This is a genomic window from Aquimarina sp. KJ22-3 (genome assembly GCF_055808215.1).
This window is the reverse complement of the sequence record NZ_CM147859.1, coordinates 277377-295289: the sequence shown is the minus strand read 5'-3', so window position 1 is coordinate 295289 and position 17913 is coordinate 277377. Positions and strand designations below refer to the sequence as shown.

18 protein-coding genes are annotated in these 17913 nt (G+C 37.5%); 5 read left to right on the top strand and 13 right to left on the bottom strand.

Translation table 11 applies throughout. The features are described 5' to 3' along the window. Positions 1–9: 9 nt before the first annotated feature. From AC0L3Q_RS01290 to hemA, 9 genes are all read right to left on the bottom strand, one after another. Positions 10–426, bottom strand: coding sequence for a hypothetical protein (locus tag AC0L3Q_RS01290; protein ID WP_473284406.1), 417 nt, complete (start codon positions 424–426; stop codon positions 10–12). A gap of 115 nt (positions 427–541) precedes the next feature. Continuing rightward, a complete protein-coding gene (locus AC0L3Q_RS01285; RefSeq protein ID WP_473284404.1) occupies positions 542–1147 on the bottom strand; it encodes a hypothetical protein in 606 nt (201 codons plus the stop codon). Between the two features lie 80 nt (positions 1148–1227). Further along, the gene (gene hemF / locus AC0L3Q_RS01280) at positions 1228–2130 is read right to left on the bottom strand and encodes an oxygen-dependent coproporphyrinogen oxidase (RefSeq protein ID WP_473284402.1); all 903 of its coding nucleotides are present in this window, start codon (positions 2128–2130) and stop codon (positions 1228–1230) included. A 29-nt stretch (positions 2131–2159) separates the two neighbouring features. Then, positions 2160–2948 (bottom strand): EI24 domain-containing protein, encoded by a 789-nt coding sequence (locus AC0L3Q_RS01275; RefSeq protein ID WP_473284400.1) that lies wholly within the window; start codon positions 2946–2948, stop codon positions 2160–2162. Between the two features lie 132 nt (positions 2949–3080). After that, the gene (locus AC0L3Q_RS01270; protein WP_473284398.1) at positions 3081–3509 is read right to left on the bottom strand and encodes a DUF6973 domain-containing protein; all 429 of its coding nucleotides are present in this window, start codon (positions 3507–3509) and stop codon (positions 3081–3083) included. Then, entirely contained in the window at positions 3509–4540 is a 1032-nt protein-coding gene (gene hemE / locus AC0L3Q_RS01265) for a uroporphyrinogen decarboxylase (protein WP_473284396.1), read from the bottom strand. The genes AC0L3Q_RS01270 and hemE overlap by 1 nt, the downstream gene beginning before the upstream one ends. 32 nt (positions 4541–4572) lie before the next feature. After that, entirely contained in the window at positions 4573–5229 is a 657-nt protein-coding gene (locus AC0L3Q_RS01260) for a uroporphyrinogen-III synthase (protein ID WP_473284394.1), read from the bottom strand. Then, a complete protein-coding gene (gene hemC / locus AC0L3Q_RS01255; RefSeq protein WP_473284392.1) occupies positions 5229–6143 on the bottom strand; it encodes a hydroxymethylbilane synthase in 915 nt (304 codons plus the stop codon). Before hemC ends, AC0L3Q_RS01260 begins: the two co-directional genes overlap by 1 nt. 2 nt (positions 6144–6145) lie before the next feature. Continuing rightward, positions 6146–7396 carry a glutamyl-tRNA reductase gene (gene hemA / locus AC0L3Q_RS01250; RefSeq protein WP_473284390.1) on the bottom strand — a complete coding sequence of 417 codons (1251 nt, stop codon included), beginning with the start codon at positions 7394–7396 and terminating at the stop codon, positions 6146–6148. 201 nt (positions 7397–7597) lie between these two features. Between hemA and AC0L3Q_RS01245 the strand changes: the two genes are divergently transcribed. Then, positions 7598–8488: a helix-turn-helix domain-containing protein gene (locus AC0L3Q_RS01245; protein ID WP_473284389.1), complete on the top strand. Its 891-nt coding sequence runs from the start codon at positions 7598–7600 to the stop codon at positions 8486–8488. Positions 8489–8495: 7 nt separating this feature from the next. Here the strand turns inward: AC0L3Q_RS01245 and AC0L3Q_RS01240 are convergent, their stop codons facing one another. Then, positions 8496–8675: a hypothetical protein gene (locus AC0L3Q_RS01240; protein WP_073315868.1), complete on the bottom strand. Its 180-nt coding sequence runs from the start codon at positions 8673–8675 to the stop codon at positions 8496–8498. Positions 8676–8967: 292 nt separating this feature from the next. On the opposite strand from AC0L3Q_RS01240, the gene hemH reads away from it, so the two are divergent. Next, positions 8968–10005: a ferrochelatase gene (gene hemH, locus AC0L3Q_RS01235; RefSeq protein WP_473284387.1), complete on the top strand. Its 1038-nt coding sequence runs from the start codon at positions 8968–8970 to the stop codon at positions 10003–10005. Next, the gene (locus AC0L3Q_RS01230) at positions 10005–11396 is read left to right on the top strand and encodes an MATE family efflux transporter (RefSeq protein WP_473284385.1); all 1392 of its coding nucleotides are present in this window, start codon (positions 10005–10007) and stop codon (positions 11394–11396) included. Before hemH ends, AC0L3Q_RS01230 begins: the two co-directional genes overlap by 1 nt. On the opposite strand, the gene AC0L3Q_RS01225 is transcribed toward AC0L3Q_RS01230, so the two are convergent. The 3 genes from AC0L3Q_RS01225 to AC0L3Q_RS01215 form a co-directional block, all read right to left on the bottom strand. Continuing rightward, positions 11389–11811 carry a nuclear transport factor 2 family protein gene (locus AC0L3Q_RS01225; RefSeq protein WP_473284383.1) on the bottom strand — a complete coding sequence of 141 codons (423 nt, stop codon included), beginning with the start codon at positions 11809–11811 and terminating at the stop codon, positions 11389–11391. The genes AC0L3Q_RS01230 and AC0L3Q_RS01225 overlap by 8 nt on opposite strands. A 6-nt stretch (positions 11812–11817) precedes the next feature. Next, on the bottom strand, positions 11818–12978 hold the full coding sequence (locus tag AC0L3Q_RS01220; protein ID WP_473284381.1) for a PQQ-dependent sugar dehydrogenase: 1161 nt from the start codon (positions 12976–12978) through the stop codon (positions 11818–11820). 98 nt (positions 12979–13076) lie between these two features. After that, positions 13077–14024, bottom strand: coding sequence for a helix-turn-helix domain-containing protein (locus tag AC0L3Q_RS01215; RefSeq protein WP_473284380.1), 948 nt, complete (start codon positions 14022–14024; stop codon positions 13077–13079). Positions 14025–14244: 220 nt separating this feature from the next. Between AC0L3Q_RS01215 and AC0L3Q_RS01210 the strand changes: the two genes are divergently transcribed. After that, positions 14245–17355 (top strand): WD40/YVTN/BNR-like repeat-containing protein, encoded by a 3111-nt coding sequence (locus AC0L3Q_RS01210; RefSeq protein ID WP_473284378.1) that lies wholly within the window; start codon positions 14245–14247, stop codon positions 17353–17355. 4 nt (positions 17356–17359) lie between these two features. Continuing rightward, positions 17360–17911: a CopD family protein gene (locus AC0L3Q_RS01205; protein ID WP_473284376.1), complete on the top strand. Its 552-nt coding sequence runs from the start codon at positions 17360–17362 to the stop codon at positions 17909–17911. Positions 17912–17913 lie beyond the last annotated feature (2 nt).

The following is a 17913-nucleotide window of genomic DNA, read 5'->3' as shown; positions in this document are numbered from 1 at the left end:
CTGGTAGCGTTACTCTTTTAATTTTGCAGAATCCAGTTTCAACGTTTTTAGTAAAGCATCGAAGTAAAAATCTTCCTGATCCGGAACAATAATAACCTTATACGCCGTATTTTTTATCACATAGTGCGGATGGGTTTCCCGATCCAGGGCTGCGGAATGAAGATTAACGATTTTTTGGATATAATCATTGATAAGCACAACTTCTTCATACTCAATACCCCGACGATAGGTAGGTAGGTCACTTTTATACACCACATAATCATTTCGAAAACTTAGCGATCGGCAAGTGCCATCTGGTTGATGGAACTCGAAAGTAAAATCTTTGGATTCAAAAATCTTATTGATATTTTCTACAGTAGGTTCTACAGAACGGGCACAACCCAAAAGAACCAACGACACTAATATGCCAATTATCGTATACCTCATAAGCGATTCAAAAAAAATAACGAAAACAAAAATGCCGTACTCAAAATTCTATATAGAATTCTAAGATACGGCATTTAAAATTGTTAGCAGACCTATCAAATAAGTCTAATCAATTTTATTTTGAGGCTAAACGTTTCACTGAGCTTTCAAAATCAATATCCTCTAGGTTACTGATAGAGATACCAACACCTCCAGTTTTTGAAGCTACAATGTATTCTGTTTGAAATTTCTTTTCTTTCTTATACGCTTTTAGATACTTTAACTTCACTACTTTTGAAGTTGGCGTAAAGAAATATCTACCATGAATCCTTTTGTAACGAACGTCTTGACTGTTCGCTTCATCTTTGATTTGTTCACTTAAAGCCTGCACTACTCGAGCGGCACGGTGTTCATCAAATTTGTAGTAATCACAATTGTAGATAAATACGTAGTTCTCTACATTATTCTCGTCAACAAAGATTTCGAAGTCTACTTTCTTGTCCTGAATCTTTTTTAACTCAGCAAGGGCAACATTTTGAAATTTTGGTTTCCCTTCGATCATCTCGATCTTAGCCTTGAAGTCTTCAGGATTAGATTTTACGTAGTCACTTGTAAGAACAATCGTATTGTTTTTGAATTCAATTTTATTTTTTGAAAATTTAGCAAATCCTTCCTTTTTAGGCTCAAACATCTGGCAACTAACAAGTAGGATTGAAGTAAGCAATAGTAGAAATTTTTTCATGGGCATTTGTGTTAAAAAGTTTACATCGTAAATAGGTAAAACTTAAATAATTACGCCGCAAGATAATAAAAAAAATCAAATTATTGCCATTCAACGGGTTTTTTGAGCACTTCAACTAGTTTTTCTTCTTCAGTTCCGGTTTTTGGATGATGGTCATATCGCCACTGAACCCTTGGTGGCAGGCTCATCAGGATACTTTCGATACGTCCATTTGTTCTTAACCCAAAAAGTGTCCCTTTATCGTGTACCAGGTTGAATTCTACGTATCTACCGCGTCGAATTTCTTGCCAATTGCGATGATTTTCGTCAAATAAAAGGTCTTTTCTTCTTTCAACAATTGGCACATAAGCATCCAAAAAACTATCTCCTACATCGGTAACAAAATCATACCAATCTTGCATAGTCATGTCATCCTTTTTCTTACAATAATCAAAAAACAATCCTCCGATTCCTCTGGCTTCTTCTCGATGCGCATTATAAAAGTACTCATCGCACTTTTTCTTATAGGTTTTATAAAAATCAGGATGATGTCTATCACAAGCATTCTTGCAAACACTATGAAAATGTCTAGCATCTTCTTCAAATAAGTAATACGGAGTTAAATCCTGTCCTCCGCCAAACCAACTATCTACAATTTCTCCTAATTTATCATACATTTCAAAATAGCGCCAATTAGCATGAACGGTAGGCACCATAGGATTTATAGGATGTAGTACCAATGACAAACCACAGGCAAAAAAATCGACATCTCCCACATTAAAATAACTCTGCATCGCCTTTGGTAACGGTCCATGTACTGCAGAAATATTGACTCCACCTTTTTCAAAAACAGCACCATCTTCAATCACCCGAGTTCTTCCTCCCCCTCCTTCTGGACGTTTCCAAATATCTTCCTGGAACTTTGCCTTACCATCAACTTCTTCTAATTTGGTAGTGATCCTATCCTGCAAGTTTTGTATATACTTATAAAATGTGTCTTTCATCCGTCTCTTCTATTTTTTCAAAATGAAATCTATTCAGTAATAGCTTCAGTTGTATTTGGCGTATTTGATTTTGCTATCAGTTTCTTTTCTTCCAAAATCTTTACGGTTTCCGTAGATGCTGCTACTACCGAAATTGGCAAGGTGATAATAAAGCCGATTATAGGAATAAATAGCATCAGTACGAAAACAGCACCATTCCCGATAGCTAGTCCTCTATGTTTTCTTACAAACTGTATGCTTTCTTTATATCCAAAATGACGTTCCATGGTATAATCCATATTTCCAAATCCAACATAATACGCCTGAATCAGAAATATAAGAATCGTTGCAATAATCCCAACCACTGGTATAAAACTTAGAATAATCAAAGGAATCATAATGAGCAATTCGCGAATTAAATTTCTAACATTAATTCGGATACCTCTTGATAATTGTTGGCGGAACGAAGTGTTGCGATGTTCGTGTGTGGTTTCTCCTAATAAATGAGCTTCTACCCGTTCTGAAACTGGACTCATAAATGGAGCAGATAAAGCCATAACAATGTGCTTGTACAAAACCAATCCTAAAACCAATATCAAAGCACCTCCTATAAAATTACTAATAGTCCCAAAAGTTTCAGATCCCCATTCCCAAACCCAGACTTTGGCGATTAGACCTCCCAGGTTATCCGCAAAAAAATAGGCTAGTGCTATAAAGGTCAATCCTGTTACAATACTAATGAGTATAGGTATGGCAAAGTATTTCCAAAGTCCCAGTTTTGAAATTAACCCAAAAGTACCCAGATACGCTTTTACTCCATTAATGATATTCTTGAACATATATTGTGGTTTTGATTGATTAGCTTCTAATTAGTAGTGCAATACCAACTTTTGTTTCAACTGCAATTTAATTTTCTTCTGCAAGATATACTAAATCCTTCTTGTATTGTTCAATATCCGAGACTATGCGAATTACTCCTCCTCTTTCTGCTCTTTTTTCACCTCGGTTACGATCTCATTAATGGTATTGTTCTTTAATTTCTCAAAAACAGCCCGCCCTACGGCATTGTTGTGTAAATCCATGGCTTTCTCCAAAGGTCTATTGGGTGCTAATTCTTCGTGTAAGTCAGTTATTCTTTCTGCCCATTGTACCGATTTTTGTTCATTCTTATGGATCTGAAATGTATATAAAGCAATCAAGATATTCCACAACGCATGCCTAAAGGCATTTCCTTTACCATGTAAGTGATGGGTATCCTTATATTCTTGATTACAGATTGTAAGTGTCTGTTTTGTCGCTTTTAGTGTAGGGAAAATGTATAATGGATATTGCAGTGATAAAAAGACTAACGAAAATATCTCTTTGATACTTAGCCGCCTTATCACTGCAATCCAATTCATTATTTACCGTAGTTCTTTACCGCATCTACAAAAGCTCGTGCATTTTCTACGGGAATATTTGGTAAAATCCCATGCCCTAGATTTGCCACATAACGATCTTTTCCAAACTCATCGATCATTTGTGTTACCATTTTTTTGATCTGATCGGGTGGAGAAAGCAATCTCGAAGGATCAAAATTTCCTTGTAATGTAATATTTCCACCGGTAAGGTAACGGGCATTACGAGCAGAACAGGTCCAATCTACACCTAATGCAGAAGCTCCCGATTTTGCCATTTCCTGTAAGGCAAACCAACATCCTTTACCAAAAACGATAACTTCTGTTTCTTCTTTTAAGGCATCCACGATTTGTTGAATGTACTTCCAGGAAAACTCTTGATAATCTGTTGGAGATAACATCCCACCCCAGCTATCAAACACCTGAACGGCATTGACACCACTAGCTACTTTTGCTTTTAGATAAGCGATCGTAGTATCTGTTATCTTTTGTAAAAGTGCATGTGCAGCTTTGGGATGAGCAAAACAAAGCTCCTTGGCCTTATCAAAATTTTTGGATCCCTGACCCTGTACTGCATAACACAAAATAGTCCAAGGAGATCCCGCAAAACCAATAAGTGGTACTCTATTATCCAGCATTTCTTTGGTAAGCTTGATCGCATCAAACACATATCCTAACTCCTCATATACATTGGGGACAACAACTTGTTCTACATCTTTTAAAGATCGAATTGGATTTGGTAACCACGGACCTATTCCATCTTTCATTTCTACCTCAATATTCATCGCCTGTGGAATCACCAGGATATCACTAAACAAAATAGCAGCATCAGGACCGATAATATCAATAGGCTGTACCGTAATTTCTGCAGCTAGCTCTGGAGTTCTACATCTCGTAAAGAAATCATACTTCTTCTTGAGTGCCATAAATTCTGGCAAATATCTTCCGGCTTGACGCATCATCCATACAGGTGGACGTTCTACAGTTTCTCCTTTTAATGCCTTTAGGAAAAGATCATTTTTTAGTGTTGTCATATGTTCTTTCTTTCACTCCCAATAAAGGAATGTTAGTTGTTTTTAAAATATTTTACCGCCTGAACAATTACATTCTCGACAGTAGGTTTGTTGGCTATTTGTATTTGATCGGTATGTTTTTTGATCGATGATGCCGTAGTGTTTCCTATACAAAAAGCTACACTTTGAGCAACATCGTTTTGAGATATATAGCTCTGCACACCCGAAGGGCTAAAAAACAGTATCCCATCAAAAACCCGGTCAAATTTTTTTGGAGCTAATACCGTTTTGTATACCATCTCTTCTGAAAATTGAATTTCATTTTCTTTCAAAATCTGAGGTAGTTCTTCTCTTCTTTTATCTCCACAAAAAAACACAAAAGTGTCATTTTTATACGTTTTTGCAATGATTCTGGCTAAATCTGAAGCATTTTGAGCAGTTTCTATTACTTTTTGCCCATTTTCTTCAAGTAATTTTTTTGTGTTTTGTCCTACACAAAAACAATTTGAAACGGTTATTCTAGCTTGCAAAACTGCCTTTACTGCATTTTTGCTTGTGAAAATCGCATTCTCCACTGCCCCATTGTATTCAAAACTGACCGATTCGATGGTGATTGCATCATAATCTACAAAACCTAATCCTGCATTTAACAGCAACTCTCTTTGCGAAACAGATAATTTTTTGGTAGACAATACAGTAGCCAAACTCATTACTTCATCATGGATTTAATCTCCTTCATCAATGCTGTCCCACCATTATTCAATATCTCTTTTGCACATTGTTCTCCTAGCTGTTGCTCATTCCCGATCTTGCTCTTTTTCTCTACCTCTATCTTTTGTTTACCATCCAGACTAAACAACACTCCTTTGAAATCAATGATGTCTTCATCTATGACTCTTGCCAATGCTCCTATGGGTGCAGTACATCCTCCTTCTAACACTCTTAAAAATTCTCTTTCTATGTGTACGCATAAAGCGGTAGTAGGATCATTAAGATGTTGCAAAGCTTCTTTACAATAGGTATCTTCTTCTTTTGCTACTACCAGCATTGCGCCTTGTGCAGGTGCTGGTGTCATCCAATCAAGGTCAATGTAATTTTCGGGTTTTAAATTGATACGCTCTAATCCCGCGGCTGCAAAGATGGCTCCGTTCCAGGCATTATCGGTTAACTTTTGCATCCTTGTGTTTACATTTCCGCGTAAATCAACAACGGTATGCTCGGGAAACTTATGCAACCATTGTGCTTTGCGACGTAGACTCCCGGTAGCGATAACCCCTTGTATATCTAAAAAATCAAGACCTTTATGAACCAAAATATCATTTACATTGGCTCTTTTCAGCACTGCAGCTTCAACAATACCATGCGGTAATCGTGTAGGAACATCTTTCATCGAATGCACCGCAATATCGATGTCGTTATTCAGCATAGCAACATCCAAAGTCTTTGTAAAAATCCCTGTAATCCCTAACTCATACAAAGGTTTATCCAAAACGATGTCACCTGTAGATTTTACAGGAAGTAACTCACTGTTATATCCTGCTTCCTGTAGTAACTTTTGAACGGTTTTTGCCTGCCAAAGGGCCAACTCACTATCTCTGGTACCTATACGGATTGTTTTACCCAAGATTATTTATTTTGTAATTGAAATACTTTCTGAATCAATTCGATGCTCTCGTCTGCAGAAGTAGTAGCATCTTTCAAGTGGTTCGCAAAATGATTCGTAATTTTTTGAATAATACGATCACTAATCAATTCTGCCTGTTCTTCATCAAAACCATCATATTTCTTGCGTTGCAAATTGATTTCGGCTTCCTTAAACGTAGCCAATTTATGCTTCAATGCTTTTATAGTAGGTGCAAATTTTCTGGTGTCTAGCCAACTATCGAACTCTTCTTGTACCTCTGCGATGATCCCTTCAGCATGTGGTACATGTTCCTTTCTCTTTTTCAAAGTTTGGTCCGTCATTCTTGATAAATCATCCAAATGTACCAAGGTAACATTAGGATGTTCTGTAACATCTAACGAAACATTTCTAGGTATTGATAAATCAAGGATTAACAAAGGTTTGTCTGAATGAATAAGTGCTTTAGAGATGGTTGGTTTTTGTGCTCCTGTTGCTACAATAAGCACATCAGATTTGGTGATCTCTGATTGAATGTTAGCGTAATCTTTAACTACCAAATTGAACTTACCTGCAATTTCTTCAGCCTTGGTTTTTGTTCTATTGATCAAAACAATATGATCATTCTTGGTATGTTTAACCAGATTCTCGCAGGTATTTCGGCCTATCTTTCCAGTTCCAAAAAGCAACAAATTCTTTTCAGAAACATAAGGAACTCTCGCCATAATGTATTGCACAGCTGCAAAACTTACTGATGTAGCGCCACTAGAAATTTCAGTTTCATTCTTAATACGCTTGCTAGCTTGGATAACCGCATTTACCAAACGCTCCATAAAAGGATTAAGCATGTTATCTTTCTTGGATTGCTTAAAGCTTATTTTTATCTGACTGATAATTTCAAAATCTCCTAGGATTTGACTATCCAAACCTGTTCCTACCTTAAAAAGGTGGGAAACCGCCATGCTGTTTTTATGTACATAAGCTACCTTTTCAAACTCTTCGACGGTACCTTCGGTATGTTCACATAATAATTTAATCAATTGGAAAGGATGTTCTGCAAAACCGTAAAGCTCAGTTCGGTTGCAGGTAGAAATGACTACAAGAGAAGGTATCCCTTCTTCCTTAGCCTGAAGGAGGATGGTATTCTTGGCTTCGTCATTAATGCTAAAATGTCCTCTTACTTCTGCATCAGCTTTTTTATAACTGAGTCCAATAGCATAAAAATGTTTTCCTTTAGCGCTCAAATGGGGCTCCATGTACTGTCTTTTCCTTTTACCGCACAAAAATATTCTACAAACGGGTTATAAAATAACGCTAGAGGAACAATAAGTAACGAAATGCGGTATTATCGTTAGTTTTTAGGTCAATACTCGGCGGAAACCACTATTTTTGTAGGGAAAGTCAAGAATCTTTTTGCGACAGTTTAGACTCTTTCTAAATAAAATACGTTTCAAGGTATGAAAATTGAACTAAAAAATAACGCTCCAGGAATTTTGGAAGAAACCCAAATAGAGGATGGTTTTCGCATTCTCGCTTTCCAAAATGAAATCGATGATAATCAGAATGTTATCCGCGAAATCGACAGTAGTCTTATTCAATTTCACTTTTGTATCAAAGGCTCAGTCAAGTTCAATTTTAACAACGGAAGTTACTCCATTAACCTAGCTGAAGAAAATTCTTTGTTGCTCTATAACCCGCAACGTGACTTACCGATGAATATCGATATGGAAAAAGATTCCTGGTTGATTACCATATTGATTTCAATAAAAAAATTCCACTCCTTATTTTCAAAAGAAGCAGATTACATTCCGTTTTTGGGAGAAGGTAACAGAGATAAAAAATATTATACTGATGCGATTATCACACCATCAATGGCAGTGGTTCTCAATCAGATCATGAATTATGGACTACATCCTTCTATAAAACAATTGTATTATAAAGGAAAAGCTTATGAGCTGCTAAGTCTTTATTTTAATCGACCCGAAGATGCCAATATCGAACAGTGTCCTTTTTTGGTGGATGAAGAAAATGTTTTAAAGATCAGAAAAGCCAAAGAAATCATCATCGCTCGCATGGCAGAACCTCCCACGCTGCAAGAACTTTCTAAAGAAATTGGACTACCCCTAAAAAAGTTGAAAGACGGTTTCAAGCAGATCTATGGGGAACCGGTATATGCGTTCTTGTTTGATTACAAAATGGAAGTTGCCAGACAATTACTGGCTTCAGGAAGTCATAATGTAAATGAAGTAGGATTAAAAGTGGGCTACAGTACAGCTAGCCACTTTATTGCAGCATTTAAAAAGAAGTTTGGGACCACTCCCAAAAAATATGTAATGAGCCTGAATTAAAGGCAAACTAATCTAGAGATTCTACTCGTGGAATTCCCACACCCTTTTGCAGAGAAACAATTGAGTCATACATCCCTTGATCTTCTTCGGTTGGATCTGCCAAAACAGATACGAAGTCAAATTGCTCTAATAGTTCCAGGACAAAAGGTAGCTTATCTTTTTCGACATCTACGATAATACGTTTCATGTGTTCTAATAATGTTTGTTAACGTTCACATGCAACCTAGCACAATCAAATACTATTTTTGACCATACAAGGTTCATCTTTGCTTTTTCACTATTTAAAAATACTAAAATAAAACTACTCAACTTTCAGTTTGTCAGAATTTAACGTATTTCTAAGTTATGTTTTATTTATAACTATTTAATAATCTCTTTTTCAGTTCATTTTTTCAAATCTCGCTATCAAAAAGTCTTATGGTTTTTGTTAATGCAAACCGATATTTAGTTCGTATTTTTGCTTTGCAAAAAGAAAAATTATGAGCAAAGGCGTTCTTCTGGTAAATCTAGGATCTCCTGATAGTACCGATCCAAAAGATGTAAAAAAATATCTTGGTGAGTTTTTAATGGACCCACGTGTTATTGATCTCCCGCTGTGGGCAAGAACATTATTGGTTAAAGGAATTATTTTAAATACACGTCCAAAAAAATCTGCAGCTGCTTATCAAAAGATATGGTGGGAAGAAGGATCACCGCTAATCGTTATTTCAGAACGGTTACAAAATAAGGTTGCCGAAAAAACCAATATCCCCATTGGTCTGGCGATGCGATATGGTTCTATGACGATCAAAAAAGGGTTACAGGAACTACACGATCAAGGAGTTGATGAAGTGATGATCGTACCTTTGTATCCGCAATTTGCAATGGCTACTACCGAAACTATTTTGGTATTGGCAGAAGAACTACGAGCAGAACATTTTCCTGATATGAAAATTACCGATGTTCCTGCCTTTTACAACAAACCCGAATACATCGAAGTACTCTCGAATAGCATTGCAGAACATCTGGAAGGTGTGGATTATGAACATATTCTTTTCAGTTATCACGGCGTACCCGAAAGGCATATCCGAAAAAGTGATATCAGTAAAGGAAATTGTAAAATGGATGGGAAATGTTGTTTCAAAAAAGGATCTGTACAACACGAGTTCTGCTATCGTCATCAGTGCGAAATGACCACAGTACAAGTGGCCAAAAAGCTAGGGCTTAAGAATGGTACTTACTCTACTTCTTATCAATCCAGATTAGGTTTTGATCCATGGTTACAGCCCTATACAGATCGTACTATAGAGCGCATGGGAAAAGAAGGTACCAAAAAAATGGCTATCGTAACGCCGGCCTTTGTATCAGACTGTCTCGAAACCCTTGAAGAAATTGCCATGGAAGGAGAAGAAATATTCCACGAAGTTGGTGGTAAAGAATTTACTACCATTCCTTGTCTTAACGATAGAGATGATTGGGCTCAGGTATTGGCCAATTGGATCAATGAATGGTCTGCCGTTAAAACCGAAATGGTATAATGGCAAAAGTAAGCTCTGAAGCCCTTGGTATTGAGCCCATAGGTAAGTTATTGATAAAACAGGCAGTCCCCGCTTCGATAGGGATTCTTGTGATGTCTCTCAATATTCTTATCGACTCTATTTTTGTTGGTAATTGGATCGGTTCTATTGCTATTGCTGCAATCAATGTAGTATTACCGGTTTCTTTTTTTATTGCTGCTTTAGGGATGGCCATTGGCATTGGTGGTTCTAGCATCATATCAAGAGCGTTGGGCGCAGATAATAAGCAAAGGGCTTTACACACTTTTGGGAATCAGATCACCCTTACTTTACTTTGTACCGTTTCTTTAGTCATTCTTGGATTGGCTTTTGTTGATGATATTATCCCACGATTTGGTGGTAAAGGCGATATTTTTGACCCTGCCAAGATATATTATGTAATTGTACTGTATGGAGTTCCTATCCTTGGATTTGCGATGATGGGAAATACGGTGATTCGTGCCGAAGGGAAACCAAAGTTTGCCATGACCGCCATGATTATTCCTACGGTAGGAAACTTAGTAATGGATTACATTTTTATTAATGTGCTGGACATGGGTATGCACGGTGCCGCCTGGGCTACTACAGGATCCTATTTGGCATGCTTTTTATATATCTTTTGGTTTTTTACCTCAAAAAACTCTGAACTCAAAATTCGTTTTAAGCATCTCGTATTACAAAAGGATATCGTAACAGAAATAGGTTCTTTGGGGGGAGTAACATTGGCAAGACAAGCCGTTGTAAGTATCACCTATTTACTAATGAATAACATCCTATTTGATTTGGGTCAGGAAGGATTAGTAGCAGTCTATGCAATTATTGGTCGAATGTTGATGTTTGCATTGTTTCCAGTTTTTGGAGTCACACAAGGTTTTTTACCTATTGCGGGATACAATTATGGCGCAAAACAATACGATCGTGTTAGAGAATCGATAAATACAGCTATCAAATACGCGGCTATAGTTGCGTCTTTAGTATTTATTGGGTTAATGATTTTCCCTGCAGAAATTGCTTCTCTGTTTTTGAGTGATAATCCTGATATTCCTGCAAAAGAATTAGCCGTAAATCAATTTGTACTTTCTCATGCTACAGAACCGATGCGATGGGTATTTGCAGCTACTCCTATCATAGCATTGCAGCTTATAGGAGCAGCTTATTTTCAGGCTGTTGGCAAGGCTATCCCTGCTCTACTGCTTACCCTATCTCGACAAGGATTTTTCTTTATTCCTCTTGTTTTGATCTTGCCTAAATTTTATGGAGAGCTTGGTGTTTGGATATCGTTTCCTATCTCCGATGTATTGGCAACCATTGTTACTGGTTACTTTTTGAATCGGGAAGTACGAACACAACTCCTTGCTCCCAAAACTACTTAGTTCGTGTAGCCGCTTTACTGATGATCTGCCATGTTCCTTTTATTCTTTTCAGCAAAAAGAGATCAATGTATCTCGTCTCTTTTCCTTCGGAAAGTATCTCAACTTTGGCCGTAGCGATATCATTTTCCTGATCGATTGAAAGCACATTTCCTATTCTACCATTAAACTTTCCTTTCTCCTTTTTTTCAAACCAGGAAGCATACTCTGCTATGGGCACAATCCATAGTTCTTTTTCTTTATGAGAAAGGAACAAATTGGCTTCTTTATAAAACGCCTCTTTGATAACTTCAGGTTGGTTGTACGATGTTCCTTTGATATAGGTTTGTAAGGTAGATTTGATTTGATCCTCTTCAGACTGTGCAAATGTTACATTGAATGCAATGAATACTGCAATTGATAAAAAATAAGTTTTCATGTGTTTCTAGATTGTTTTGTTTTTGATTCTTACAATTTTTCCGTTGGGCTCGTCGGTAAGCATATATAATTTTCCTTCTGGGCTTTGCACAACTTTTCGAGATCGAACTCTATCATTCACAAAAAGTTCTTCAGCACTTTGTATGGTATCATTTGCTATCCGAAATCGCCAAAGACTCCCTCTCGACAACCCTGGAACCAACAAATCTCCTTTCCACTCGGGAAATTCATCTCCCGTGTAAAACATCAATCCAGTAGGCGCAACAGTATGTTGCCAGTACCATTTGGGATCGGTAAGCGTAGCTCCTTCTATTGTTGGGGGTACATAGTCTCTACTTCGATATCCTCCAGTGGTAATCACAGGCCATCCATAGTTTGCCCCGGCTTTTAATAAATTAACCTCATCCCCTTGTCGGGTACCGTGTTCACTAAACCATATATTACCACTTTTGGGATCCATCGCAATGCCTTGTGCCGCCCTAATACCAATTGCATAAATACCAGGCTGTGCATCAGGACCTAAATCTGGATTATCATCCGGGATACTACCATCGGGGTTTAATCGATAAATCTTCCCTCGTTTGTCCGTTAAGTCCTGTGCAATAGGCATTTCGGGCTCATCTATTTCTCTGAATAATCGTTCCCCAATGGTTATATATAATTTCTTGTCCGGCCCAAAAGTCATCCCTCCACCATAGTGATAGTACCCTCGTGTATATGGCCCGGCTTCGAGTATGGTTTTGATATCTTTCAAAGAGTCTTTTTCTAGCCTTGCTCGTATGACTTTTGTCGTCTTCCCCTCTCCTATTTTCTTGGCGGCATACGAAACATAAATAAATCTGTTATTCTGAAATTCGGGATGTAAACGCACTTCGAAAGTTCCAGAATTATCTCCTCGGTATACTACTCGGATACTATCGGTTAAATCTCTCGGAAAGCCTTTGATGATCGTTTTCTTTTTGGACTGCAAGTTGACTCGCAACAGGTCTCCATCTTTTTCTGAAACCAGCGCTTCTTCTTCAGATATAAATGCGATACTCCACGGATGCTTGAGACTATCAATTACTGCCTCCTTCACAGGTGTGGTTTGGGTGGGTTTTGCAATGGGTTGTTCTACTTGGGCACATCCCATAGCGATAAGAATCATCAATACAAATGTTTTTTTCATTACTGCAATTTTTGGTGTGATTTGGATTGCAAAATGAAAAGGTTTGTGTCAAAACCCTTTAAAAAACATGATTTTTAAAACGAAAAAAGAGGTTTACGTCAAGCCACTTTGTACTGATTTCGATATTGAGAGGGTGTAATTTGAGTTTCAGATTTAAAAGCCAGGTTAAATGAAGTAACATTACCAAACCCACAATCATAGGCAATGGTTGCTATTTTCTCATTTGCATATTGCACATCGGTCAACAAGGATTTGGCTTTTTTAATGCGATAGTGATTTATAAATTCTGAAAAATTTTTGTGTTCGTTCTCATTAATCACTTGTGATAATGCTCTTGGTGTGATTTCAAGTAGTTTGGCCACACTTTGTAATGAGGTTTCACTTTTTAAGAAGAGTTCTTCTTCTTCAAGCATATGTTTAAGTCGCTCCAAGGTATTTCTTGAAGTAGCTCTGTCCATTGTTGAGCTGCTATACTTTTCTAATGCAAAGACATGCTTTTTCAGCAACAAAAAAGTGAATAAATACATTAAAAATGAAAACGAAATTGCTCCCAAAATGTAAAAAGGAATCCACCGTAACAAAATACCAACATACAACGCCCAGGTAACACTCACTCCAATGGTAATGTTACGATACCATTTCAGGAGTTTTACCTCTGTTTCTTCCTTTATTTCAGAAATATATTTCCAACAGACCCCTAGATAAACCCCTAAATGCACAAAAACAAGGGAATATGCTATATAAGAAGCCACGTCTCCTCTATTGGGAATAATTGGGCTAAACACCAAAAACAGACCAAACGGAAGTAAGTGCCAATAGTGTTTTTTTGAAATAGGTTGTTTTTCAAAAAGTGCTTTTCCGTAGAACCATAGAAAAGGACCCACAGCCAAAATAGCTGCAATAGCCATGTTTCTTATTCTTGGATCAACCTCGATATAATTATGAAAAATTGATTTCCCTATCCGAATGGTTAATCCTAACAAAACAAAAGCCAGAAACTGATTCGCTTTTCTGTTTCCCTTTTTACGGTAAACAAATAAAAGCATAAAAACATTGCCTGGATTACCCCCAGACAACTTAATACCAATACTACTCCTTCTAATATCATGGTGTCAAAGTTAAAAAGGATCTTATTGTATACAAGGTTAAAATTACGTGAAAATCTTTCGCAACAATTTTTATTTATAGACTTTAGTAGGCCATCAATTCTATCGTTTGACCTTTACCTATTCTATTTTGGTCTTTACAACACAAAACTCAACATCCATGTACTCAAGATTTATCAAAGTAATTTCTATTCTTTTTGTTTTTATTATCAATCTCCCGCTTCAATCACAAACCTATGATCCAGCCTTATATGATGCGCTAGAATATCGACTAATTGGTCCTTTTCGAGGAGGACGTAGCGCAGCAGTAACCGGTGTACCCGGAAAGCCTAATTTATTTTATTTTGGAGCTACCGGAGGAGGTGTCTGGAAAACTGTGGATGGAGGAAGAACCTGGGAAAATATCTCTGATGGTTTTTTTGGAGGTTCTGTAGGTGCTATTTCAGTATCCAAAAGTGATCCTAATGTGATATATGTAGGAGGAGGTGAAAAAACACTACGAGGTAATGTATCTTCGGGATATGGTGTTTGGAAAAGTGTAGATGCTGGTAAAACATGGATCCAATCCGGTTTACCTAAGAGTAGACATATCCCGAGAATTGCCATTCACCCTACCAATCCCGACATTGTGTATGCGGGAGTACTAGGAAATATTTACAAATCAACACAAGATCGTGGGGTTTATAAAAGTACCGATGGAGGTAAAACCTGGAACAAAGTACTTTTTGCCAATGCAGATGCTGGAGCCGTAGATCTTACTCTGGATCCTAATAATCCCAGAATTATATATGCTTCTACCTGGAATGCCAGGAGAACTCCTTACAGTCTAAGTTCTGGTGGTAAAGGATCTGCAATTTGGAAAAGTACCGATAGTGGAAAAAGTTGGAAAGAAATTTCTACCAATAAAGGATTCCCAAAGGACACACTAGGAATAATAGGAGCTACCGTATCTCCAGTAGATAGCGAACGTGTTTGGGCTATAGTAGAAAATAAAGAAAAAGGAGGTGTTTACCGAAGTGATGATGGTGGCGAAACCTGGACTCTTCTAAATAGTGAAAGAAGTCTTCGACAAAGAGCTTGGTATTATACGCGTATTTATGCGGATACTAAAGATAAAGATGTAGTGTATGTGGTAAACGTATCCTACCATAAAAGCAAAGATGGAGGTAAAAACTTTACCAGTGCCAGAGCTCCTCATGGAGATCATCATGATCTATGGATCGCTCCCGAAAATCCAAAACGCATGATTATGGGAGATGACGGGGGTGCACAAATCACCTATGATGGTGGAGAAACCTGGAGTACCTACCATAACCAACCCACCTCACAGTTTTATAGAGTTACTACCGATAATCATTTCCCTTATCGCATCTATGTAGCGCAACAGGATAATTCTACGATTCGTATCAGTCATAGAAGTTCTGGAAGTTCCATATCCGAAGATGATTGGGAAAGAACTGCTGGTGGAGAATCTGCGCACATTGCTGTAGATCCAAAAAATAATGATATTGTTTATGGCGGAAGCTACGATGGTTTCTTAACCAGAGTGAATCACAAAACAGAAACCATTAGATCGATAAGTGTATGGCCTGATAACCCAATGGGACATGGTGCAGAAGATATGAAATACCGTTTTCAGTGGAATTTCCCTATTATATTTTCTAAGCATAATCCAAATCGACTGTACACCTTTTCTAACCATGTTCATGTCACCGAAAACGAAGGACAAAGTTGGGAGGTGATCAGTCCCGATCTTACCAGAAACGACCCTGAAAAGTTGAAATCATCAGGAGGTCCTATCACTCAGGATAATACGTCTGTAGAATATTATTGTACCATTTTTGCCGCTGCCGAAAGTCCTCTAAAAGAAGGCCTTTTGTGGGTGGGTAGTGATGATGGATTGGTGCATGTAAGTCAAGATGGAGGTGCTACCTGGAACAATGTTACTCCAAAAGGAATGCCGGAATGGATGATGATCAACAGCATAGAACCTAGTGCTTTTGATGCAGGTACCTGTTATATCGCTGGTACCAAATACAAATCTGGAGATTTTGCTCCTTATTTGTATAAAACTACTGATTATGGAAAGTCCTGGACAAAAATTACTACCGGTATCCCCTCAGAACATTTTACCAGAGTCCTTCGTGAAGATCCTAAAAGAAAAGGGCTTCTGTATGCGGGAACCGAAACTGGGATGTACGTTTCTTTTGATGATGGTAAAAGCTGGCAGTCTTTTCAACTTAATCTGCCTATTGTTCCTATCACTGATCTGACTATCAAAAACAACAACCTTATCGTAGCTACGCAAGGAAGAAGTCTTTGGATCATTGATGATCTTACCGTATTGCACCAGCTTAATAGCAGTCTAAAATCACAAAATTATATTTTGTACAAACCCAAAGATGCATATCGCATGCCAGGGACCCAGGCAAAAGATTCAAAAACAGAGGGTAAAAATCATCCGGCTGGAGTATCCACCTATTTTTACCTCAAAAATTTTGACAAGGAAAAAGATACGGTACAACTCACCTATTTCAATCAGAAAAACGATACCATCAAATCCTTCAGTACTGGGGCCAAAGAAAAAAAGGATCAATTAAAAGATCTAAAAGCCGGAGGAAATCAGTTTAATTGGAACTTGAGAGGCGATGGTGCCGAAAAACTAAAAGGTATGATCTTATGGTGGGCAAATCTGGATGGTCCTAAAGCTGTTCCTGGTTCGTATCAGGTAAGCTTGAACGTTAATGGAACTGATGTTGGTAAACAGTCCTTTACTATTGTTGCCGATCCAAGAGCTGAATCCACCCAACAGGATATGCAACAGCAATTTGATTTTATTACCGATGTGAATGCGATTGTAGACAGAGCACATCAATCGATTAAAAAGATTCGAAAAATCAATAAGCAACTCAAAGGTTTTGAAACTCAGTATAAAGACAATGAAAAAACCAAAGAGCTTGTACAAAAAGCAAAAGATTTACAAGAAAAGTTTAGCGATATAGAAAAAGCGCTCTATCAAACCAAAAATAAGAGTAATCAGGATCCTCTTAATTTCCCAATCAAACTTACCAATAAACTAGGGCACTTGAACTCTTTGGTAGGTATGGGAGATTTTGGACCAACAGCTCAAGATATTGCTGTAAAAAATGAATTGACCAAAAAGATCGAACAACAATTGAATACTTTTGATCAATTAATTTCTCAAGAAATTAAGGGCTTTAATACCGAATTCAATACCTTGCAGCTTAATTATCTTTTTGTCGAAGACTAATCTAATGCTAGAATATTATAATTACATAAAATCCCTGCATCTCATCTTTGTAATCACATGGTTTGCAGGGTTATTTTATATCCCCAGATTATTTGTCTATCAAATCGAAGCCAGCCAAAAACCTTCTCCCGAAAAAGAAATTTTGGGCGCACAATTAAAGCTTATGGCCAAGCGTCTTTGGTTTATCATTTCCTGGCCTTCGGCTATATTGGCCACCTTATTTGCGATATGGTTGCTTATCCTAATGCCTGGATGGTTAGAACAATCCTGGATGCATGTCAAACTCGGATTTGTAGTATTGTTATTTATGTATCACTTGAAATGCCACCAAATTTATAAGCAACTACAACAAGACATCGTCAAATGGTCATCAAACCAGATGAGAATGTGGAACGAAGGCTCTACGCTCATTTTATTTGCTGTTATATTTTTGGTCATCGTAAGAGATGCTGTAAATTGGATTTATGGAGTCATAGGGATTGTCTCCTTATCTGTGGCATTGATGTTCGGAATCAAATTATACAAGAGAATTAGAGATAAAAATCCTAATGCCTAAAT